At 72.7% G+C, this 21,599-nt stretch carries 11 protein-coding genes; all 11 read left to right on the top strand.

Annotation, left to right across the window (positions count from 1 at the left end; all coding sequences use genetic code 11):
• Positions 1 to 22: 22 nt before the first annotated feature.
• Positions 23 to 514: a phage tail protein gene (locus D7W81_RS09010; protein ID WP_120554925.1), complete on the top strand. Its 492-nt coding sequence runs from the start codon at positions 23 to 25 to the stop codon at positions 512 to 514.
• A gap of 1 nt (position 515) precedes the next feature.
• Positions 516 to 1,391 (top strand): hypothetical protein, encoded by an 876-nt coding sequence (locus tag D7W81_RS09005; protein WP_120554924.1) that lies wholly within the window; start codon positions 516 to 518, stop codon positions 1,389 to 1,391.
• Positions 1,392 to 1,409: 18 nt separating this feature from the next.
• On the top strand, positions 1,410 to 1,622 hold the full coding sequence (locus D7W81_RS09000; RefSeq protein ID WP_120554923.1) for a hypothetical protein: 213 nt from the start codon (positions 1,410 to 1,412) through the stop codon (positions 1,620 to 1,622).
• Entirely contained in the window at positions 1,619 to 2,347 is a 729-nt protein-coding gene (locus D7W81_RS08995; protein WP_120554922.1) for a CIS tube protein, read from the top strand. Before D7W81_RS09000 ends, D7W81_RS08995 begins: the two co-directional genes overlap by 4 nt.
• Before the next feature lie 10 nt (positions 2,348 to 2,357).
• The gene (locus D7W81_RS08990) at positions 2,358 to 2,636 is read left to right on the top strand and encodes a LysM peptidoglycan-binding domain-containing protein (RefSeq protein ID WP_120554921.1); all 279 of its coding nucleotides are present in this window, start codon (positions 2,358 to 2,360) and stop codon (positions 2,634 to 2,636) included.
• Positions 2,636 to 3,823, top strand: a complete 1,188-nt coding sequence (locus tag D7W81_RS08985; RefSeq protein WP_120554920.1) for a phage late control D family protein — start codon at positions 2,636 to 2,638, stop codon at positions 3,821 to 3,823. Before D7W81_RS08990 ends, D7W81_RS08985 begins: the two co-directional genes overlap by 1 nt.
• On the top strand, positions 3,823 to 4,197 hold the full coding sequence (locus tag D7W81_RS08980; protein WP_147445396.1) for a GPW/gp25 family protein: 375 nt from the start codon (positions 3,823 to 3,825) through the stop codon (positions 4,195 to 4,197). Before D7W81_RS08985 ends, D7W81_RS08980 begins: the two co-directional genes overlap by 1 nt.
• On the top strand, positions 4,194 to 7,958 hold the full coding sequence (locus D7W81_RS08975; protein WP_120554918.1) for a baseplate J/gp47 family protein: 3,765 nt from the start codon (positions 4,194 to 4,196) through the stop codon (positions 7,956 to 7,958). Before D7W81_RS08980 ends, D7W81_RS08975 begins: the two co-directional genes overlap by 4 nt.
• Positions 7,955 to 10,498: a baseplate J/gp47 family protein gene (locus D7W81_RS08970; RefSeq protein WP_120554917.1), complete on the top strand. Its 2,544-nt coding sequence runs from the start codon at positions 7,955 to 7,957 to the stop codon at positions 10,496 to 10,498. Before D7W81_RS08975 ends, D7W81_RS08970 begins: the two co-directional genes overlap by 4 nt.
• A gap of 388 nt (positions 10,499 to 10,886) precedes the next feature.
• Positions 10,887 to 14,528 (top strand): phage tail protein, encoded by a 3,642-nt coding sequence (locus D7W81_RS08965; protein WP_120554916.1) that lies wholly within the window; start codon positions 10,887 to 10,889, stop codon positions 14,526 to 14,528.
• Complete coding sequence (locus tag D7W81_RS44640) at positions 14,525 to 21,592, top strand: right-handed parallel beta-helix repeat-containing protein (protein WP_120554915.1); 7,068 nt, start codon at positions 14,525 to 14,527, stop codon at positions 21,590 to 21,592. Before D7W81_RS08965 ends, D7W81_RS44640 begins: the two co-directional genes overlap by 4 nt.
• Positions 21,593 to 21,599: the final 7 nt, after the last annotated feature.

Below are 21,599 nucleotides of genomic sequence, written 5' to 3'. Positions count from 1 at the left end.
TCCCCATTCGAGGAGTGAAGCCATGCCCCGATTCGTCGAATCCACGAAGCGCGACCCGTACCGCAACTTCAACTTCCGCGTGCTCTTCAACAACATCGAGGTCGCCGCGTGCCGGAAGATCTCCGGCATCACCGGCACCGTGGAGGTGGTGAAGTTCCGCTCCGGCAACAGCCCGTCCTCCGTGGATGAGCTGTCCCCGGGCCGCGTGCACTACGAGCCCCTCACGCTGGAGGCGGGGCTCACCCAGGACACGACGTTCCGGGACTGGGCCCTCCAGCTCATCCGCCACGAGGCCACGCCCGGCTTCCGCTCGGCCGAGCCGGACTACCGGCGCACGGTGGAGATCCTGGTCTACGACCTGGACTTCAACCGCGCGGTGAAGAAGTTCGTGCTGCGCAACGCGTGGGTCTCGAAGTTCACCGCGATGTCGGAGCTCGCCGCGGAGGCGAACGAGATCCTCATCGAGAACGTGGAGGTCCAGCACGAGGGCTTCACGCTGGAGGCGGTGATCTGACGTGCTCCTGGAACCCTCCACGCCGGTGCTGCTGCCGCACGGCCTCTTCGATGAGGACGGGCGCTGTCACCGCCAGGGCGAGCTGCGCCCGCTCACCGGCCGCGAGGAATGGGCCCTGGCCCAGGCCGGCGAGCGTCCCGGTCCGCGCGCGGTGAGCGAGCTGCTGGCGGCGTGCCTGGGACGGCTGGGGGACTACCCGCGCGTGGACGCGGAGCTGGCGGCCTGCCTCACGCGGGGGGACCGGCACCACCTGGCGCTGCACCTGCGGGCCCGGATGTACGGGGACCGCGTGACGCTGGTGGCGAGGTGTCCCGCGCCCGGCTGCGAGGCGATGGCGGACGTGGAGGTGCGGCTGTCCGCGCTCTCTCCGGAGCGGGTGGACGATGCGCCGGAGGTGCTCGCCGTGGCGCTGCCGGAAGGGCGGGCCGAGGTCCGCGAGCCGACGGGCGAGGACGACGCGCTGCTCGCGGAGGCGCGGGGCACCCGGGCGGAGCGGGCCGCGCTCCTGTGGTCGCGGCTGGTGGTGGTGGACGGGCAGGCGCTGTCGCCTTCGACATGGCTTTCGCTGCCTTCGCGCTCGCGGCACGCGGTGGCGCTGACGCTGGCGGAGGGCTCATCCGCTCCGGACCTGGGGCTGCTGGCGCGCTGTCCGAAGTGCTCCGCGTGGCTGGAGCTGGAGCTGGATCCGTTCGCGCTGCTGGCGCGCGAGCTGCGGGGCGGCGCGGCGCGGCTGGAGACGGAGGTGCACGTCCTGGCCTACCACTACCACTGGTCGGAGGGGGACATCCTGGCCCTGCCGCGGACACGGCGGTGGCGCTACCTGGAGCTGCTTCGCAACGAGCTGGAAGGCCGTCCGCTGGTGGATGGCTGGAGCTGACGAAGGAGGACGCACGCCATGGCCCCACCCCCGGTGCAAGGACAGGTTGGACTCACCCGCCGCGAGCTGGAGCGTGAGCTCGCGTGGATGCTGCGCAGCGTGCCGGAGAACCCCAAGGAGTTCGTGAAGCTGTTCACCCAGACGGTGGTGACGCTGATGGACAAGAACAATGAAGCCATCGCCCGCAGCCTCGCCCAGCGCGAGACCCCCAGCGCCCGGGGCAACGGATGACGCGCAACCTGGACCCGACGCTGATCGCGTTCGACCAGCAGCTCCAGAAGGGCATGCTGGTGACGCTGCCGCAGTCGGCCGATGACAAGAAGACCGAGCCGTCCGTGCGCGCGCTGCGCTTCCAGTACAACCCGGAGACGGTGACGCGCACGCGCGCGGGCCAGTGGGAGACGAAGCCCGGCAAGACGCCCGAGCAGACCAAGGTCCTCACCGATGGCCAGCGCGGCGGCGGCCTGCACGCCAAGAGCGAGACGATTGCCCTCAAGCTCGTCTTCGACGTGACGGAGGCGCTCTTGCGCGACACGAAGGGGGAGGGCACCCAGGGCGTGCTGCCGGAGCTGGCCATCCTGGAGGGCATGGCGCTGGGCAAGGACCAGACGGGCGAGGAGGAGAAGAAGCCCGCCACGAAGCTCGTGTCGCTCAACCCCACGGAGCTGCTCCTGATGCTGGGGCCGCGCACCTTCCCGGTGGTCATCACCGGGATGACCATTGTCGAGCAGCGATTCGACCCGGCGCTGTACCCGCTGCGCGCGGAGGTGGACCTGCGCATGCGCATCCTGGAGGTGGGGGAGAACGCGGCGAACAACAAGGTGGCCCAGGCGTTCGCCAACCTGCGCGACATGCGGCTGCGCATGGAGGACCTGGCGGCGGTGAAGGGCGCGGACGCGAGCACCCTCATCGCCCAGGCCCTGGCGCCGCAGGTGAAGCTCAACGGGGCGAGCTGAAGAGGCGGCCATGAGCGACCCCTCCTCGCGACACAAGGACCTGCCGACGTACGCGGTGCCGCTGGGCCCGGAGGGCTCCACGGTGTCGCTGTACGTGCCTCGCGTGGCGCCGCGCGCGCCCACGTCGCTCTTGCACAAGGTGGTGGCGGGGGACCGGCTGGATCTGCTCGCGCAGCGCTACTTCAGCGACCCGTTCCAGGCGTGGCGCATCGTGGACGCCAACCCCACCTTCGAGCCCGAGGCGCTGCTGGAGCCGGGCACGGTGCTGTTCATCCCGGAGAAGCCCTGATGGCGGAGCAGCGCGCGGCGTTCCTCCAGCTGTGGATCGACGGGCAGCCCATGACGGACGCCCGCAGCCGGGTGTCACGCCTGGAGGTGGATGAGCGCACCGACGACGCGTCGTCCTTCCACCTGTCCCTGGACATGGCGCCCACGGACTCCGGGGACTGGGACGCGCTGGCGGATGGGCGCTTCGCGCTGCTCAAGCGCGTCACCATCAGCTTCGGGCTGGGTGCTCCGGACAGCGAGGCGCCGGACGTGCAGGAGGTGGTGTTCGACGGCTACATCACCGCGGTGGAGCCGTACTTCGGCCCCTCGCGGGTGCCGGACTCGTCGCTGGAGGTGTACGGGCTGGACGCGTCGTGCCTGATGCACCTGGAGGAGCGCACGCGTTCGTTCAGCGGGCTGTCCGACGCGGGCATCGTGCGGCAGCTCTACGGCGAGTATGGCTTCGCGCTGGACGTGCAGGAGACGGCGCCGGTGCGGGACCCGGACCGGGCGGTGGTGCTCCAGCGTGGCACGGACGCGTCGCTCATCCGGTGGCTCGCGCGGCGCAATGGGTATGAGGCCTTCGTGGAGCGCAAGCAGGGGCCGGTGGGCGCGGGCGCGAACGCGGCGCTGGAGTGCGTGGGCCACTTCCACCTGCCGCGTCCGGACGGCCCGAAGCAGCCGGACCTGTCGCTCATCCCTCGCTCCACGCCATCCGTCATCGAGCTCAAGGCGCGCTGGGAGAGCCACCGGCCCACGGAGCTGCATGGCGAGCACATCGACGAGCGCACGCGGCGGATCCGCTCCGCCACGGTGACGGCGCCGCGCTTTCCTCGCATGGGGCCCACGGGCCGCGCGGACATCCTGAAGGCCCGCATGGCGGCGGTGCTGCCCAAGCGGCCCCAGACGAAGGCGGTGGGCCTGCAGTACGTGGACGTGCCGCACGACGTGCCGGAGGTGGAGAACCTGGCGTGGTCGGACTACCGCGAGGCGGACTGGCTGGCGGAGGCGAACGGCACGGTGCAGGGGTTGCGCTACGCGCGCATCCTCCGTGCGCGCCGTCCGGTGGGGCTCGTGGGCGCGGGCAAGCTGATGGACGGCACCTGGTACGTGCGAGGCGCCCGGCACCGCTGGGTGTGGGCGGAGGCGCTGGCCCGCTACGAGGTGGACGTGGACCTGGCGCGCGATGCGCTCAACGGGGTGGCGTGATGGGGCGCGGCCTGCACTTCCCCTTTCAGCTGGGAGACCTGGGCACGCCGCGCACGGTGGGGCCCACGCAGGTGGTCCGGCAGCAGTTGGAGCAAATGCTCTTCACGCTGCCGGGTGAGCGCGTGAACCGGCCCCGCTTCGGATGCGGCGTGCAGCGGATGGTGTTCGGCGCCGCGAGCCCGGAGTCCGCCGCGGCCGCTGAGTACATCATCCGCCTCAACGTGCAGGAGTTCATGCGCGACCAGGTGCGCCTGGACGCGGTGAAGGTGAGCGCCGAGGACGCGACGCTCTACGTGGACATCCTCTACACGCTGCTGGCGACCGGGGAAGAACACGCGGAGCTGTTCCGCCGGGACCTGGAGGCGCCGCCGTGAGCGTGCGTGTCCTGACCTTGCCGCTGGAGGCGTCGCTCGTGGCGGCACAGGCCGCGTTGCAGGCCGCGCAACCGGGAGAGGTGGAGTGGGTGCTGCCCGTGGGCGAGGGCGTGCTCACCACGGACCGGGTCATCGGCACGCCGGTGCATGCGCTGCGGCTCACGGGGGGGCCGGGTGTGACGCTGCGGCTCGAGGGTGGTTCGCTTGAGGTCACCGGGCTCGTCACGGGGGTGTCGGGCGTGGCGGTGGTGGCGGTGGACGCGGGGTTGATCCTCCTGGGGGCGCGGGTGGAGGTGGCGGACGTCACGGTGCGCGCCACCGCGTCGGGCGATTGCGCGGCGCTGAGTGTGGAGACGCCGGACGGCACGGTGGTGATTGATTCGCTCACGGTGCTGGCTGCTCGGGGCGACGAGGCGACGGGGCTGCGGCTCCTGGCGGCGGAGGCCCGGGTGACGGGCCTGTCCGTGGGGGACGTGGAGGCCACGGTGGGGGAGGCCTTCGGCGTGCGGGCGGTCTGCCGGCGCTCGCAGTGGGCGGACGTGACGGTGCGGGACGTCGTGGGCGTGAGCGCGGGCGTGGGCCTGGAGCTCGCGGGCTTCACGCGTGCGGACGTGTCCGGGCTCTCAGTGTCGAACGTGTCTGGCGGTAGCGCGACCGGTGCTCGGGTGCTGGTGGCGCGGGACGGTGAGGGCCTGTCCGCGGTGGACGTGTCCGCGAGCGATGTGAAGGCGCTGGGGACGGAGTGGAGCGTCGGGCTCCTGGTGGCTTCGACGGGTGCGTTGCAGGTGCGTGGCTTCACCGTGCAGCGGGTGCAGGGCGCGTTCGCGCTGGGCCTGCTCGCGCTGGGGGGACGGGGCATCGAGGCAACCATCGGCCAGGTGGAGGACGTCGCGGGTGGCTCGCGCGCCACGGGCATGCGGGTGTTGGGTGGGCCTTCACTGGAGCCGGTGGCGGTTCGTGACGTGGAGGTGAGCCGTGTGTCGGCGGCGCCTGTCCCGGTGGCGGCTCAGCCGGCCTCTACCTGGTCGGACTGGCTCACCGCCGCGCTGGACGCGCTGTCGGCTTCAGTCGTGGGGCCGCTGACACTGCCTGTGTTCCCTTCGGATGCGGACGTCGTGGGCCTGCATGTGGCCGCGCCATTGGGCGGCCTGGAGCCCGTGCTGGACGTGGGGACGCCAGGGGAGATCGCCGTCGAGGACTGCTCCCTCTTCGTCATCACTGGAACCGCGCTGCAACTGGAGGGTGGGCTGCGCACGGCGCTGGTGCGGCGCACCGAGGCCTGGACGTCGGTGCACGCGGGCTGGCTTCAGGCGGAGCAGCTGCTGCTGGCGCAGCTCACCTGGCACCGGCATGCGCAGGGGCTGCGGCTGGGACCAGGGGAGATTCGCGCGTACGACTCGCTCTTCACGGCGATTGTCGGCGCTCCCTTCGTGCTGGAGACGGACGCGGAGCTGTCCGCTTCGCCCTCGCTGTTCGCGCAGGGCGCGGGCCCTCCGTTCCTGGAAGTGGGGCCCCTGCCGTATCGGACGCCCGGTGCTCCGGAAGTGCCTCCGGTGCTCTTCACCGGGGGCCTGCCTCTTCCGGAGACCGTGGACCTGCGGCTGGTGCCGGATGCGGCCATCTCTCGCGCCGCGGTGCCTGTCCCGGGAGACGGTCCTCGCGACCCGGCGCCGTTCGTGGGGGCGTGGGCCCCGGACGTGGTGCCGGGATGTGACGTGCGGGATCCGCAGCCTCGCGCGTTTCTCGCGGCTCCCGAGCGGCCAATCCCTGGCGCGTTGGTGGACTACCGGGCTCGCGACGCGCAGTCGCTGCTCGCGGTGATGCTGGAGCGGGCCCGCACGGTGATGGCGCCGTGGGAGGACCGGGGGCCCGCGGACTTCACGACCATGTTGCTGGAGGCCGTGGCCGCGCAGCTCGACTCGCTCGCGTACCAGCAGGAGCGCGCCGTGGTGGAGGGCTTCCTGGAGGACGCCCGGCTGCGGCGCTCGGTGGAGGACCACGCGCGCGGCCTGGACTACGTGCCGGACCCGGGGCTCTCCGCCACGGTGATGCTGCGGTTCCGGTTGGATCCGGTGGCGCTCGAGGCGCTGGTGAAGGACCGCCTGGAGGAGCTGCACCTGCCGGTGCTTCCACCCGGCACCACCGCGCTGGAGTTCCTCACCGGAGGCGGCGTGCTGGAGATCCCTTCCGGCACACTGGTGGCGAATGTCTCCACGGACGAGCACTCGCTGGTGTTCGTCACCGAGTCGCCCCTGTCGTACTTCCCCCGGCTGGAGGCCGTGACGCTCGCGGAGTCCGTGCAGCCGGGTGACACCGGCGCCACGCTCGCGGGCCTCTACCCGGAGCTGGAATCCGGCCGGTGGCTCGTCCTCTACCGGGGACGCGGCGAGCGCGGGCACGTGGTGCGCGTGACGTCCGTGGTGCTCGCCACCGATACGACCTTCGTCGGGTGGGATCCGCGCAGGTTCGCGCCAGAGGCGTTCCTGGCACCGTGGGACCCCGCGCCCGGGCCTCGTGCGACGGTGCTGGGCAACGTGGTGCCCGCGCATCATGGGCTGCCGGTGACGCCGCTTCCGGAGGGCTTCGAGTCGGACTCGGCGGAGCCCTTCGCGCGCAGCCTCGCGCAGTGGCGCGCGTTGTTGTCGCCCGTGGTGGACGCAAGTCAGGTGCGCGAGTGGGCCCTGCCATTCCATCCGGTCAGCGTGCTGGCCACCGGGTATCCACTGCCAGGAGAGGTGTCGCGGCGCGGGACGCCCCAGCTCCAGGTGAGCGTGGAGGACGACCCGTGGACGCTCGTGGACGACCTGTCCGTCCAGGGGCCTGGGGACGAGGTGTTCGTGCTGCGCGCGACCCCCACGGGTGGCGCCAGCCTGCGCTGGGGCGATGGCGTCAACGGCGCCGCGCTGCCTCCGCGTGAGACGGCGCTGGGACTGTCGCTGCGGATTGGCCTGGGGACAGTGGCCAACGTGGGGGAGGGCGTGCTCACGCGGCTGCTCCAGGTGCCGTTGGATCCGCAGCGCTCCGCGTCCGCGGGCGAGCTGCTGGCACAGTCGATGGATGACGTGCGCCTGCTGGTGCGCGTGGACAACCCGCTGCCGGCGGTGGGCGGGCGCGATGCGGAGTCGCTCGACTCCATCCGTTACCGCGCGCCGGCGGGAGTGTCCCAGCCGCTGTCCGCCGTCACCGCCGATGACTACGTGCGGATGCTCCAGCAACTGCCGGAGGTGGCCGGGGCGTCCGCGCGCGTCGTGGAGAGGGACCTGCGCACGGTCATCCGCGTCACGGTCCTGCTGCGCGACGAGGACACGCTGGACCGCGACGAGCTGCTGCGCCGGTGGGCCGGGGTGCGGCAGAAGCTGGAGGAGATCCGTCTGCTGGGCGTGGACGTGGAAGCGCTGCCGCCCAGATGGGTGCCACTGGATTTGGACCTGGAGGTGGACGCTTCAGCGCACGCGCAGGCGGATCAGGTACGCGACGCGGTGGTGGGCGCCATCGCGGGGGAGAATGGCCTGTTGGATCCGGACCGCTCCGGCCTGAACGGCGACGTGCAGCTCGCGGACCTGTACCAGGCGGTGTTGCGCGTGCCGGGCGTGACGGCGGTGCGGGTGAAGCGCTTCCGCAGGTTGGAGCCCCACGCGCAGGAGCGGCTGGAGTCGGGCGTCATTCCGATTGGACCGGAGGAGGTGGCCACCGCGCGCGGGGGTTACTGGCCGGGCTCGGAAGGGGTCCTCACCGTGCAGGTCTGCGGAGGGCTGCGATGAGCCGCGTCCCTTCCACGCACCAGTCGCTGACGCATGAGCAGCTCCGCACCCGGCTGGGCGAGTCGGCGCGCATCGTCTTCTCCCGGCTGGACGAAGCGCCCACGTGGAACCCGCTCGCGTACACGGCGCCGTCCTCGGTGGACCTGGGACGTGGGCTGCTCGACAGCGTGGCGCTCGCGCTGCATGTGCTGTGGACGTACCAGCAGGCGTGGGCGGAGGAGGGCTTCCTCGCCACCGCGCGCCTGGAGGACTCCGTCTCCAAGCTGCTCGGGCACATCGGCTACCGGCCGAGCCCGGGCACCGCGGCGGTGGGGCTCCAGCACTTCCGCTGCAAGGCGAACGTGCGCGGCACGCTGCCAGCGGGAACGGCCGTGAATTCGGCGGCGGAAGGGGAAGAGGCCGCCGCCGTCTTTGAAACGCTCGCGCCACTGCGCCTCTTGCCGGAGCTCAACGAGCTTCGCGCGTTCCTGCCTCCTCGGGCCGGTGCGGAGACCGGCACGGAGACGGGGACGGGCACCGGCACCGGCGGAGGGACGGGGACGGGCGGTCCTGGCACCGGCACCGGAGGAACGGGCGGCACGGGTGGAGGCACTGGCGCGCCCTCGGGTGAAGCAGGTGAGCCTGGGGCTCCGGCTCCCACGGGCGGCATCTTCGGGCCCGGCTCGGTGGTCGCGGGGCTCCAGGATCGCATCGAGGTGCAGCGCCACGGTCCGCTGGAAGAACGGCGGGTGGCTCGCGCGAAGCAGGATGCTCGCAAGCTGGCGTCGCTGATGAAGACGCTGGACCTGGGCGGAGATGCCGCGTGCAAGAGCACGTTGGACGCGCTCTGCGAAGAGCTGTGCGAGGCCCAGAAGGTCGTGGCCCAGGCGGTGCCGCCGCCCGGCCGTCCCATCGGCGCGTTGTCCGAGTCGCAGGAGATCCTCGCGCGCCAGCTCCGCAACCTGCAAAAGCGGCAGGCGGAGGCCCTGGCCGCGCTGGAGGAGGCGCTGGCCCCGTGCGTGGACGAGGACCCGACCGTGCACGCCGTCCGGTTGGACAAGATGGTCACGTTCCTGGATGCCTTCGTGAACAGCCTCATCCAGGAGGCACGGGATCAGCTCGTCCTCTTGAAGGGCAGCGAGGCCTTGAACCGGGCCGACATCGCCTTCGGCGCGGAGGCGGGCGTGGCCCGGCCGCTGGGCGTGGCGGGAGCGGCTACGGACTCGGTCTACCTGCTGCCGCTGACGGATGCGTCCGGACTCACTTCGCGGGAGCCTCCGGTGCGTCCGGGGGACTGGCTGGTGCTGGCCGAGGACGTGGAGCGCCTGGGCCCCGGCGGCGCGAAGGGCACGGAGCGGCTCTATCGCGAAGCGCTGCGCGTGCTGCGGGTGCGCACGGAGATTCCGCCCGGCCAGCGAACGCCGATGACGCAGGTGACGTTCCAGCCGCCGCTGTCGCGCTCGTACTCATTGGACCGAGTGGTGCTGCTGGGCAACAACACGCTCGTCAGCGAGGGCTCCACGGTGGAGGAGGTCGCCGTGCCCGCGCTGGATCTGCGCACGGTGCCGTTGCTCCACGGCCCGGTGACGTGGCTGCGCGACCCGAGCCACGCGGGAGGCCGCAGGCCGGAGGTGTCCCTGACAGTGGGGGGACGCGCGTGGCATCCGGTGGATTCGCTCCTGGACGCGGCGCCGGATGAGCTGGCCTTCGCGGTGGAGTCGCTGCCCGCCGGGACCGCGAGGCTGCGCTTCGGTGGTGAGGATCACGGCTCCGCGTTGCCACTGGGCGCGGAGGTGCGGGTCCGCTACCGGGTCGGGCGGGGGACGGGCGGCAACCGGGCCGCGTTGCGGTTGATGGCGATGGCGAGCCCCCACCCCTGCGTGGAGAAGACGCTCAACCCCCTGCCATTGGCCGGTGGGACGGACCCGGAGGTGCCAGCACTGGCGCGCGTACGAGGACCGGCCACGGTGGGCGCGATGGACCGCGCGGTGTCGCTGCCGGACGTGCAAGCCCTGACGTTGGTTTTCGACGGCGTGCACCGCGCGAACGTGTTCCGCGATGCCGTGCGCCGCCGGTCGTTGAAGGTCGTGGTGTCCGGCCCGGAAGGTGCGGCACTGGGTGCATCCGACCTGGAAGCGCTCCACGCGCACCTGGCGGCGAGGGTGGCGCCGGGGGTGGTGCTGACCCTGATCAACCGGCAGCGCGTGGAGGTGCGGCTGCGCGTGCTGCTGCGTGTGGTGAAGGGCGCGGATCCCGTCGCGGTGCTCCAGGAGACGCGCCTGCGACTGGGCGTGGACCGCGATCCGGAGCGCGAGCAGGGCCTGCTGGATCCGGACCGCGTGGAGCTGGGACAGGACCTGCAGTTGTCGGACGTGTACGGCGCGCTGGCGGGCATCGCGGGACTGCGCTCGGTGGTGGTGCAGCGGCTGCACCGTGAAGGCACGCCGCCAGCCCTCTTCGAGCGCATCGCCACCGCGCCCGGCGAACTGCTCGCCTGGGCACCGCCGTCCGGTGAGAGCGATGGGGTCGAGCTCCTCTACGAGGAGGCCCAGGACCTATGAGCCACGCATCGATGCGCTCGACGGGCGACCGCCTCATGCCCTGGGACACGGTCTCATTCTCCCAGGATGAGAGGGTGAGACCCCGGCTGAGGCCCCCCTCTGGCGGCGTCCCCGATGAACTGGTCCGACAGTCGGACCAGTTGGGAAGACCTCGGCCAGGGGTCTCCCCGGACTGGCGAGCGCCCCCAGGCGCTCCCCGTCGGACCCGTCCCGCCACCCACCGTGGCTGGAGGGGGCCTCTGCTCGCCCCGGAGATTGGTAACTGGTCCGACTGTCGGACCGGTTGGAACCGGGTCGGGCGGGGGGCGTACCGCTTGGGTATTCGTGAGGCTGACGCGGGCCGTCACGGCGAGGCCGCGACACGGCTCTTCGTGGAGGTGCGGGCCTCATGAGTCCTCCCTCCCAGCGGCTGATCCAGATCCTCCCGGGCCTCTACGCGGCGCGAGACTCCACGCTCGCGGACCAGCCGTTTCTCAAGTTGCTCGCCGTTCTCGGCATGGAGTTGGACGCGTTCGCCCGCGCGGTGGACCAGCTCTGGGATGACCACTTCGTGGAGCGCGCGGGAGCACAGGCGCTGCCGTTGCTCGCGGAGCTCATGGGCGCCCGGCTGCTCACCGACGACCCTCGCGTGCAGCGTGGCGTGGTGGCTCGTGCGGTGGCGTGGCGCCGGCGGAAGGGCACGCTCGCGTCGCTGGAGGAGGTGCTCTCCGTCACCAGCCTGTGGGACGCGGAGGTGGATGAGTCGTTCCGCTCGCTGCTGGAGACCCAGGACCTCAATGATGTGCTGCCCTGGCGCGGCCGCAGCGCGGTGGTGTGGGATCCCATCGGGCTCGCGGATCCGCTCACCCGCCGCTCGCCCGGCATCGAGCGTCCCCGCGACGGTGTCCCGGAGCGCGGCCCGCTCATTGGCATCGCCCCGGGCGAGACGCTGGACCAGGCCCTGCGCCGGCTGGGGAGCGCGGACGCGGGCCGCCACGCCGCGACGCCTCGCACGCTGGACCTGCTGGGCTGGGCGCGTCCAGACATTGCGCTCATCCGCACCGCGCGCCTGACGCCCGTGGAGCTGGAGGAAGTCACCCCGGCCACCGTGCACACCCTGCCCAACGGCTACCGGGGCTTCCGAGTGGATCCGCTGGACCGCGATGGCCCCCTGGTGTGGCTCAAGCCGCTGGAGCGCGCGGACCTCACGGGAGGCCTCACCGCGCGCCATGAACCCGCGCCTCCGTCCCTCACCACGGGCCGCACGGCGGCGATGCTGCTCACCCCCACCGCGCTGGCCGAGGACGCCGACGCCGCCGAGCGCGCGGACGCCATCACCGTCTCCGTCGACGGCATTCCGCTGGTGGGACCGGAAGCGCTGCCGCTCCTGCGGGGCCCACTGCCCACCGCGCCCGTGGGCCCCGCCCCCACGCTCCGGTTCGCGGACCGGGGACGGCCGTCGCCTGGGGACACGTGGCGGCTCACATTGCTCGCCGCGCGCGAGAACTCGGACACGGTGCTCCTGTCCACGGAGCTGGTCCCGGACGCGCTGAACACCGTCACCGTGACGCCGGACGCGAACCAGCTCCTGAACGGCACCACGGCGGCGCTCCTCGTCGAACGGGTGAGCGGTGAGCCTCGCCTGCGCGATGGGGATGGCACGTGGCGCACGCTCACCGTGGGCCTCCGTCAGGGACCACCCCGCAGCAACGCCGTCCGCGTGGACCTGGCCGGTGCGCCATGGGTCGCGCGCATCGAACAGCACCTCGCGGACGGCAGCCTGCGCCTTGCCCGCTTCGACGCGAGCGCCGACGGTGCGCCCTGGCAGGTGGCGGAGCTGGGCGGCGCGCTGCCTCCGGACGGTCCGGGCATGTCCCTGGCAGCCATCGGAGACGCGCTGTTGCTGGTGGCGCCGGATGGCTCGGGGAAGCTGGGCGTGTGGTCGGTGACGGGCCTGGACACCGCGACGCCGGCAGGAACGCGGCTGGACACCGCGAGCCCGCGGCAGCCCGCAGCGCGCTTGGCCCCCAGCCTGTGCGTGCGCGGCGGCCGGCTCTTCGTCTTCGGCGGTGACCTGGGCGGCGCACCCACCGGAGACCTCTGGTCGCTGCCGGTCGCGGGTGGACCGTGGCGGCCCCATGCGGTGCGCAACCGTCAGGAGCGCAAGGCCGCGACGCTGCTGAGCACGCCTCCAGGACTGGTGCTCCTGGGCGGCGAGGCCGTGACGGGCGAACTGGCCGTGCCGGTGATGATCTGCGACCCGGCCTCCGCGAGCCCTGCCTGGCGTCCCCTGGCCCCACTGCCCATCACGGCGAACCTGCCCGGCACGCTCGTCGCGGCAACGACCGCGGATGGCGTGGAGTCGCTCGTCTGGGCGGACACGACACGTCCCTGCCAGATGACGCTGAAGGCAGGGGAGAGCGCCTGGGTCGTGGGGCCGCTGGAGCCCACTGGCACGAGCCCTCCGGTTCCGGGCGAAGCGCTGTACGCCGACGGACGCGTGCTCCTGGTGGAGCCGGTCCCGCTGCCCGCGTCGGAGGTCGTCTTCTCGTTGGGCGGGCGTGGCTACCTGGCCTTCCTGCCGGAGCTGGCGCTGCTTCCGGATGAGCTCCTGCGCTTCAACGTCGCCAACGACGGCGCGGTGTTCATCGAGCCGCGCGAGGGCCAGCCGCTCCCGCTCGACTCCCGGCCCGGTGGCGCGTACCACTCGCGGGATGCCTCCGTCGCTGGCGGCGCGCGGCGCTACTCGGTGCCCGGGCGGCTGGGGCGCCATCCGTTCAAGCTGCGCCAGCGAAGCCTGGGCCCGTGGACGACGCTCGCTCCGAGCATCGCCTCCGGCATCGTCGCGGTGGATCCGCGCCTGGGCCGCGTCGTGCTCCAGGACGACGCACCCGTGGGCCGCGTCACCGTCTCCGCGCGGATAGGGCGGGGCGCTTCACTGGGCGCGGGATTGCTTCCGCCGGATCGCCGTCCGCCCGCCGCGTGGGCGGAGCCGGACTTCCCGTTCATCGACCCACCGGACCGTCCTGGCGACCGCTCCGGCACTGGCCTTCCCGTCACCGCGTGGATCTCCCCGGAGCGCGCGGGCGGAGTGCTGGCGGCCGGAGGCCAGGAGCGGCCCATCGTCGCGACCGTCGCGGCGGGACTCGCCGCCGGAGCGCCCCCGGTCCTGGGCCTCATCGGTTCGCCGCGTCTGCCGCCAGAGCGCCTGTCCCAGGGCCTGGACAATGGGTTGTCCCTCTTCGCCGCGGACACCGGCGCGGTCCCCTGCATCGGCGCGGATGAGCACGGGCTCTCGCTGGCGCTCTACCCGGGCTTCGGCGGCAGCGCGGCCACGCGCGTATGGCTCGCGGGGCTGTGGCTCGCGGGACGGCTGGAGCTGGTGCTCGCACGAGGGCAGGCGGACCTGCGCTGGTGCAACCTGGGCGCGCCCGGACAGGTGGGCCTGTGGATGCCGGGCGGCGGGCACCAGGACATCAGCGCGCGGCGTTCGCTGCCTCCCGCCGACGTGGAACTACGCCTCTACGGCTGCATGGTCGGCGTCATCGAGCTGCCGCCCTGGGTGCACCTCATCGCCGCGGGCTGCACCTTCGACGCCGGAGACCGTGACGCCGTCGCCATCCGGGCCGCGGGCGCGAGCGTGCGGCTGCGGCACTGCACGGTGCTGGGCGCCACGGAGGCGGGCGTGCTGGAGGCCTCCTCCTGCGCCTTCGCGGGTGAGGTGCGCACGGACCGGCCGGACCTGGGCTGGCTGCGCTACAGCCTCCACGCTCGCGGCGGACAGCCCCCGGTGTCGCACCAGTCACGGGTGCACACCGTGTCCTTCCAGTCGCACCGCCAGACGGACCCGGGCTACCTCGTCCCCGGCGACAACAACGGTCCCGAAGCGCTCCACGCCTCCGAGCGCGGCGGAGTCCCCGGTGCCCACGGCGAGCGCTCCGACCACGAGCGCGAGTTGTACGCGCGCACCGACGACAGCATGCCCATTGGCGTCACGCCCTTCCACGCCGACCGAAGCCAGGACGACCTCATTCGGATGAGCCGACCATGACCGTGAAAGCGTACACCTCCAGGTCCCGCTTCGACGAAGCCCGGCGATTCTCCGGCGTCTACCAGCAGATGGGGCGCATGAGCCTCGACGCCGACTGGAACGAGGAGGTGCGGCTGCGCACCGTGGACGCACGCCGCCGCTCCGCCGACGTCGCCGAGGGCTCGCCCGACGACGGCTTCCGCATCGTCGACACGTACCTCGTGGACCCCATCCGCAACGTGCTCGGCTGGACGGGGCAGGGGCTGCCCGTGGGCGACGAGCGCACCATCCCGCGCGAGCTGCGCCTGGACCGCTACGACGCGGAGACGCTGCCCTTCGTGGTGCGCAGCCGGGGCCACATCGCGCTGCGCCGCACGCTGCCCACGCCGTTGGATCTCACGGCCGTGCCGCGCTCGGACGGCACTGCATTCACCGCCTCCGCGCTCGTCATCGGTCTGCGCTTCGAACGGCCGCCCACCGACGACGAGCTCATCGACCTGCGCGTGGTGGTCGCGGACACGGAAGGCCACGAGACGGTCATCTCCGCCGGCCTGGGCCAGCGTCCCACCGGCTGGAACGACGTGCGCTTCCCTGTCTCCGCGTTCGCCACCGTGGATCCGGCGAAGCTGAGCGCCTGGGGCGTGCTGGGCCTGCCGCCCGTGGCCCGCACGTGGGTGACCGCGCTGCGCGTGGAGGACGCGGCGCTGGGGGCCGATATCATTATAAGGGGCGGTGACGGGACGCTGCCGGGCGCGGGCCGCATGCTGCTCGACGGCGTGCGCGTCTTCCTGGAGCAGGACCTGCGCTACTCCGCGCAGCCGGACCTGCCGGAAGCAACCCCGCTGGCCGTGCTGCCCACGGACGGCACGCGGCACCACTTCTTCTTCCTCGACTGCTGGGAGCAGACCACCACCCAGCTCGACGACGCGTTCCTGGAGGAGCCCGCGCTGGACGGCCAGGACACCACCGTGCGCCTGCGCCTCGTCACCCAGGTGCGTGCACTTCAGGGACTGGCCGCCACCGACGTGGAGATCCTGCCCACTCCCACCAGTGGTGCGCGCCTCACCACCAACATCCCGAAGGGAGCGCTGCCGGACCGCTTCCCGCCGGAGCCGCTGGACCCGTGCCGCGACCGCTGCCTCGCCACGGAGAACGCCTCCACGGGCGAGGGCTACGTGGGCTCCGACAACCTCCACTTCCGCGTGGAGTTCTTCCGGGGCGGCGCGCAGCCGGTGGTGCTCTGGTCACGCGACAACGGCTCCACGGTGCTGCCGCTCACAGCGAACGCGGCGGCGGACGCGATGACGCTCCAGGTCTCCCCCGAGAACGCCGCGAAGCTGCGAGCGGGGGACCTCGTCGTCATCGAGGACCGCGTCACCCGGCTCCAGCCAGAGGGCCCGTCGCTGCCGGTGCTGCGGCGGCTGCGCGGCGTCCAGGCGGACACGGGCAAGCTGGAGCTGGCGGACGCGAGCGCCGTGCTGACCACCGACCCCATCTCGCTGCCAGTGGGAGGCACGCTGGGCCGGGCCTTCACGCCCGCGCAGGGTGCGGTGGTGCGCCGGTGGGACGGCGGCGACCTGCTGGTGCCGAACGTGCGCTACCGCTTCGACGACGGCATCACGCTGGCGTTCGCCAACACGGAAGGCCGCGCGACGGAATACTGGTCCTTCACCGTGCGAGTGCGCGCGGCGGACGGCGCGGCCCGGGGGGAAGTGGAGCAGCTCACGGGCGCGCCCGTGCACGGCCCGGTGCACCACTGCGTGCCACTGGCGCGCGTGACGGGCGGCACGGTGCGCACCTTCCAGGACCTGCGTCCGCGCTATCTGCCGCTCGCCCAGGTGCGCGACCGGCTGGTGGAGCTCTCCGAGCGCGTCATCGGCCCCGGCGTCTTCACGGTGGTGGTGGGCGACGGCGTGCGCAGCTTCGGCGACGTGGACCAGGACCTGCTCGAAGGCATCACCGGCGACGAAGCGCTCCAGGCGGCGGTGGACCGGATGGGAGGGCAGGGCGGCTCCATCTTCGTGCGCTCCGGCCGCTACAAGCTGGAGCACCCGGTGCTCCTGCGCAACCTGTCCTCCGTGCACCTGCTGGGCGACGGCGAGGCCACCGAGCTGCGCACCCAGGGCTCCGGCGGCGCCTTCTTCGTGGACCGCTGCGGCCTCGAAGGCGACGTGCGCATCGAGGACTTCAGGCTGGTGGAGGCCCCCTTCGAGGACGTGGTGATTGGCGGAGGCCTCCAGCCCGTCGTCAAGGCGGTGAAGGCGAGCGTGGCCACCACGGACGGCCGGCGCTTCGTGCCGCTGGTGGAGGTGGACGACGACCGGGTGCTCGAAGAGGACGACGTGAAGCACCCGTCCGCCGAGGCCGACTTCGTGGACGTGGTCGCGGACCGCATCAAGGCCATCGTCCCCGGCCAGGGGCGCGCGGCGGGCTCCGTGGTGGCCACGCTGGTGCAGCTGCGCAAGCTGCAACGCCAGCACCCGGGGCAGCCACTGGAGGACGTGCCGGAGGCGAAGCCGCTGCTCGACGCGCTGGCGACGCTGCCGCACGGCGTGGTGACGCTGGCGGACTCCAGCGGCGTGACGCTGCGCCGCTGCCACATCCAGGCGAACCAGGCCGGGCCCGAGGCAACGGGCGTGCTCGTGACGGGCACCTGCGCGCGCATCGTCATCGACGAGAACCGCGTCGGCGCGGCGACAGGCATCGCGGTGGCGCCTTATGCGCCGTACCTCGCGGAGCGCTTCCTCGCGTCCTTCCCGCGCGCGGGCCTCTTCGTGGACGCGCTGGCCATCACGAACAACCGGCTCCAGCCGCTGGGGGAGGCGACCACGGGCATCCACGTGGCGGACGGGCGCCTGGCGGGAGTGGAGGTGCGCGGCAACCGCGTCCAGGGCTTCCACGTGGGCATCCTCGTGCAGGACCTGGCGGAGGGAGGGCTCGCGGGGCCGGTGGACCGCGTGGTGGTGGCGGAGAATCAAGTCCTGGGCTCGGCGGCCGTGGGCATCCAGGTCGCGGGCGACGGCGTGGACGTCGCGGGCAATGAGATCCGCAACGCCGTGTCGGACGGCCTGTTCCAGGTGGGCATCCAGCTGTCGGGCCGGGCGCTGCGCGTGCGCGACTGCTGGATCTCCCTGCCCGCCGTGCCCGCCGCGTCGGTGCTGGGCGTGGTGGCTGGCATCGTCGTGGGGGACGGGCTGGATGACGGCCAGTCCAACGGCCGGCCCGCCGCGGACGTGGAGGTGGTGGACAACCGCATCGAGGGCGACGGCGAGTCCACGCCGGGCTTCGGCATCCTGCTGGGCGGTCCGCACCCGGTGTTCGACGTGCGCATCCGGGGCAACGTGGTGCGCGCGCTGGGCGACGCGGCGGTGCGCACCTGGGGCACGGGCGGCGCGGTGGGCCGCCTGCGCGTGGAGGACAACCGCTTCGAACAGGTGGCGCTCGCGGACGTGCCGTCGCAGGAGGACAACACGCTGGCGCTGTCCCGCTTGGACCCGGGCCTGGAGGGCACGCTGAGCGCGGACGCGAAGGCGCGGCCCCGGCCGCTGGTGGAGGCGCTGCTCGCCAACGCCACGACCCGCGTGCGAGCCCCCCTGGACGCGGCCCTGCGCTGGCTGGAGCGGCTGACGCTCCGGGGCGCGGTGGTGCTCGCCGGAGTGGACGAGGCGCAGGTGCGAGGCAACCGGCTGCTCCAGGTGGGCCGGACGGAGGTTTACGGCGCGCCCGGGCTCCCGGATGCGGAGGTGCGCGCGGCTGGCATCGCCGTCGTGTCCGGCTCCGGCATCACGGTGGAGGGCAATGAGGTGGAAGGCGTGCACGCGCCGGTGACGAAGACGCAGCCGCCGCCGGTGACGGGGCCGGTGAAGCTGCCGCCCATCACGGTGGTGCTCCAGCAGCTCAGTGTCACGAGCAGCACCGTCCGTCCGGAGCGCGCCGACGTGCACGGCGCCGTGGTGGGCATGTACGCCACCGTGTTGCAGTACTCGGGCGCGAACGAGGACGGACGCCAGAAGATTGGCCGGGGGCTGTACGGTCCGCTGGACACCCTGGCGCTGGAGCTGACGGACCTGGGGACCACGCCCACCAACGTCATCGACGCGCTGGTGCACGACGTGGCGGAGATGCGCGCCGCCCAGGGCTTCAACGACCACACGAAGACGTCGCACGCGGTGCGCTCGTCGCTGGCGCGTGCGTCCAGCTTCACCGCGCCGGACGACGTGTCCCAGGAGGCGTGGGACACCGTGGCGCAGTTCGACCTGGCCACCGTGTCCGGCAAGGACGCGGTGCTGAAGACCGCGGAGCGCATCAAGGGCGCTTTCGACTCGCTGGTACAGGGCCTGCCCACCCAGGTGAGGAAGGTCCTCCTCGCGGCCCTGGGCCGGGTGCAGGGCGCGCCGGACGACCTGACCGCCCTCGTCACCCTGGCCGGAGCCTTGAGCCAGGTGGCGGCACTGCGCGAGGCGCAGGTGCAGCGCGCGCGGCAGCCCGTCATCGGCCAGGCGGTGGGCCCCAAGAAGACCATCATCGGCACGTTCGCCGAGGCCGCGTTGCAGCAGCTCCCGCTCCAGCCGGGCACCCGGGGCGCGAAGGCGAACACGGAAGTGCTCGTGCAGCTGCGCCTGTCCAAGGAGGCCCTGTCGGATCAGCTCAAGGAACTGCACCCCGCGCTGGCCTCACAGGTGGAGGCGGACTACCGCGACGTGGAGCGCACTGGCGGTCAAATCCAGCCGGTGGTGGAGCGCATGCGCGCCACGCTCAAGCAGGTGCTGGACTTCACCACGGGCCAGCTGCCCTCGGTGGAGGTCACGCCGGAGGACGCCGAGCGCGTCGCGGCGCAGGGGCGCACGGCCACCATCGGCCTGTACACCACGAACCTGGACCGGCAGGCGGCGGGCCTCGTCACCGAGTCCGACGACACGGTGGAGAAGCAGCTGCGCGCCTTCGGCACCGCGGTGGGGCAGCTGGGCGAGCTGGTGAGCGGTGACGCGGAGCTGTCCACGCTGTCGCTCCAGGCACATCAGGCGGTGCTCGCCGCCATCGCGCAGCCGCAGAAGCGCATGGAGCAGGTGGCCATCGCCCGGGGGCTCTTGGACCGCATCCGCGTGACGACGCTGGACGTGCTCCCGGTGCTGCCCATGCCTCCTTTGCCCCTGCCGGTGAAGGCGGAGCCGCTGGAGCGCTGGGTGTCCGCCCTGGGCGCCCTGGTGCTGGCGGTGCGAGGCCTTGGGCCAGGACCGGTGCTCACCGGTTCGCTCCAGCTCTACCTCTCCCACTACGAGCGCGTGCTGGACATCGCGGGCGTGCAGGGGAAGTTCCGCACGCTGGCGCTCCAGCGAGTGAGCGCGGCCATCACGGCGCTCAACAGCGGCGACGGCGGCACGCCCGCGCGTCAGGCCCTGCACCTGCTGGTGGACGAGCCCGCCACCACCGCCGCGGAGGCCATCGCCAAATCCAGCGCGGTGACGGCGGAGCTGCACGCCGCCGCGGTGCTCCTGCGCGCCGTGGAGCAGGCCCTGGACCCCGCCGAGGACGACGCGTCACGCGTCGCGCGCCTCCAGGAGTACCTGCGCCAGCGCGCCGACAAGGTCTCCGCCTCGCTCGTCGCCGTCGTCACCGGGATGCAGGAGCTGGACGGCATCCTGGACGTGCTGCGCAAGTCACTGGAGCAGCTGGCGCGCGGTGAGGCCCCGGACCCCGGCGACCTGGTGGACCCCGTCTTCGACACCTTCCCGTTGCCCGCGGACGGCCTCTTCGTGTCCGGCGTGCAGGGCCGCGTGCGGCTGGCGAACAACACCGTGCGAGACACCGTCACCGGCATCACCGCCCTGGGCGCGGCGGGGCACCTGCTGACGGAGGCGCCCACCGACCCGGGCTCGCTGCTGGACGTGGAGGGCAACCGGCTGGAGGCGTGCGCGGTGGCGGGCCTGCGGCTGCGTCCGGACCTGTCCGTGACGGTGGTCTCCGGCAACCACCTCTTCGCGTGCGCGGGGCTGCCCACCGCGGGCGATCCCGGCCTGGGCCAGGCGGTCGCCACCTTCGTCGGTTCCGGCGAGCTGGTGGTGAAGGGCAACGTCTTCCTGGAGAGCGGCAACTCGCTGCCGCAGGCGGTGCTCCACGAGGTGGCCATCGACTGGCGCGGGGAGACGGTGGTGCGCGGCAACACCGTGCGCCACGAGGGCGGCGGAGGAGGCGGCGCGGGCCTCCTCGTCGTCACCGACACGCTGCCCACGGGCCTGGTGGTGAAGCTGTCACGCGTGCCCTTCCTCGCCACGGATCCGGTGCCCAAGCCGGGCTCGGACGGCCGCACCGTCCCCGGCAAGCCCGCGCCGTCCGTCGTGGCCGCGCTCGCCTCGGTGCCGCGCGTGGAGGACCTGGTGCAGATCGGCTCGCTGAAGCAGAAGTTCGCCGCCGGGCCCGTGCTCAACCGCGCGCTCACGGTCACCGCGCCGGACTTCGCGCCCGCACTGAGCGCAAGCGCGGCGGCCTCGCGCTACCTCACGGCGTCCGCGGCGCTGGTGAAGCCCGCGCTGGTGGACTTCCTCGTCAAGCCCATCCCCATCCTCCCGCGCCCCATCGTGAAGGCGAAGCGGGGCGTGCAGGTGGAGGGCAATGACATCACCGCGCGAGGACCCGCGCTGCTGCTGTTGGGCAACGGCGGAGCGGTCATCTCCGCCGCCATCTCCGGCAACGAGCTGCGCAGCGAGGGCGGCGTGGGCGCGGTGTACCTGCGCCGCGCGGACTCCACCGTCTTCAGTGGCAACCGGTGCCAGTGCCTGGACGCGGTGAACGTCGTCGTCCTGCGCGTGGAGCGGGCGCCGGTGACGTTCACCGGCAACGTGGTGCTGGGCGCGGAGACGGTGACGCCGCCGCGGCCGGTGGTGCGTCCCCAGTGGACGATGCCCGCCGACAAGCTGACGCTCCAGATTCCCGTGGGCGGCGGCTCCACCCTGGGCGTGCCCCTGGACCAGGAGCTGCTCCTGGGTGGCCTCCAGCGCCGCCGCGACGTGGCGAGCGACGCCTTCTCCACGCTGCTCGCGGAGATCGCTGTCTCTTATTCACATCTGACGCTGCCGGCGGCCTTATAAGTGTTGA

Source organism: Corallococcus aberystwythensis, from assembly GCF_003612165.1.
Classification (GTDB): domain Bacteria; phylum Myxococcota; class Myxococcia; order Myxococcales; family Myxococcaceae; genus Corallococcus; species Corallococcus aberystwythensis.
Note: the sequence above shows the minus strand (reverse complement) of the source record. Positions and strands in the feature narration are given on the sequence as shown.

What these genes read in the sequence shown, in the direction of transcription:
- D7W81_RS09010 (WP_120554925.1), top strand. Translation starts at nt 23, where the DNA reads ATGCCCCGATTCGTCGAATCCACGAAGCGCGACCCGTACCGCAACTTC.
- D7W81_RS09000 (WP_120554923.1), top strand. Translation starts at nt 1,410, where the DNA reads ATGGCCCCACCCCCGGTGCAAGGACAGGTTGGACTCACCCGCCGCGAG.
- D7W81_RS08995 (WP_120554922.1), top strand. Translation starts at nt 1,619, where the DNA reads ATGACGCGCAACCTGGACCCGACGCTGATCGCGTTCGACCAGCAGCTC.
- D7W81_RS08990 (WP_120554921.1), top strand. Translation starts at nt 2,358, where the DNA reads ATGAGCGACCCCTCCTCGCGACACAAGGACCTGCCGACGTACGCGGTG.
- D7W81_RS08985 (WP_120554920.1), top strand. Translation starts at nt 2,636, where the DNA reads ATGGCGGAGCAGCGCGCGGCGTTCCTCCAGCTGTGGATCGACGGGCAG.
- D7W81_RS08980 (WP_147445396.1), top strand. Translation starts at nt 3,823, where the DNA reads ATGGGGCGCGGCCTGCACTTCCCCTTTCAGCTGGGAGACCTGGGCACG.
- D7W81_RS08970 (WP_120554917.1), top strand. Translation starts at nt 7,955, where the DNA reads ATGAGCCGCGTCCCTTCCACGCACCAGTCGCTGACGCATGAGCAGCTC.
- D7W81_RS08965 (WP_120554916.1), top strand. Translation starts at nt 10,887, where the DNA reads ATGAGTCCTCCCTCCCAGCGGCTGATCCAGATCCTCCCGGGCCTCTAC.
- D7W81_RS44640 (WP_120554915.1), top strand. Translation starts at nt 14,525, where the DNA reads ATGACCGTGAAAGCGTACACCTCCAGGTCCCGCTTCGACGAAGCCCGG.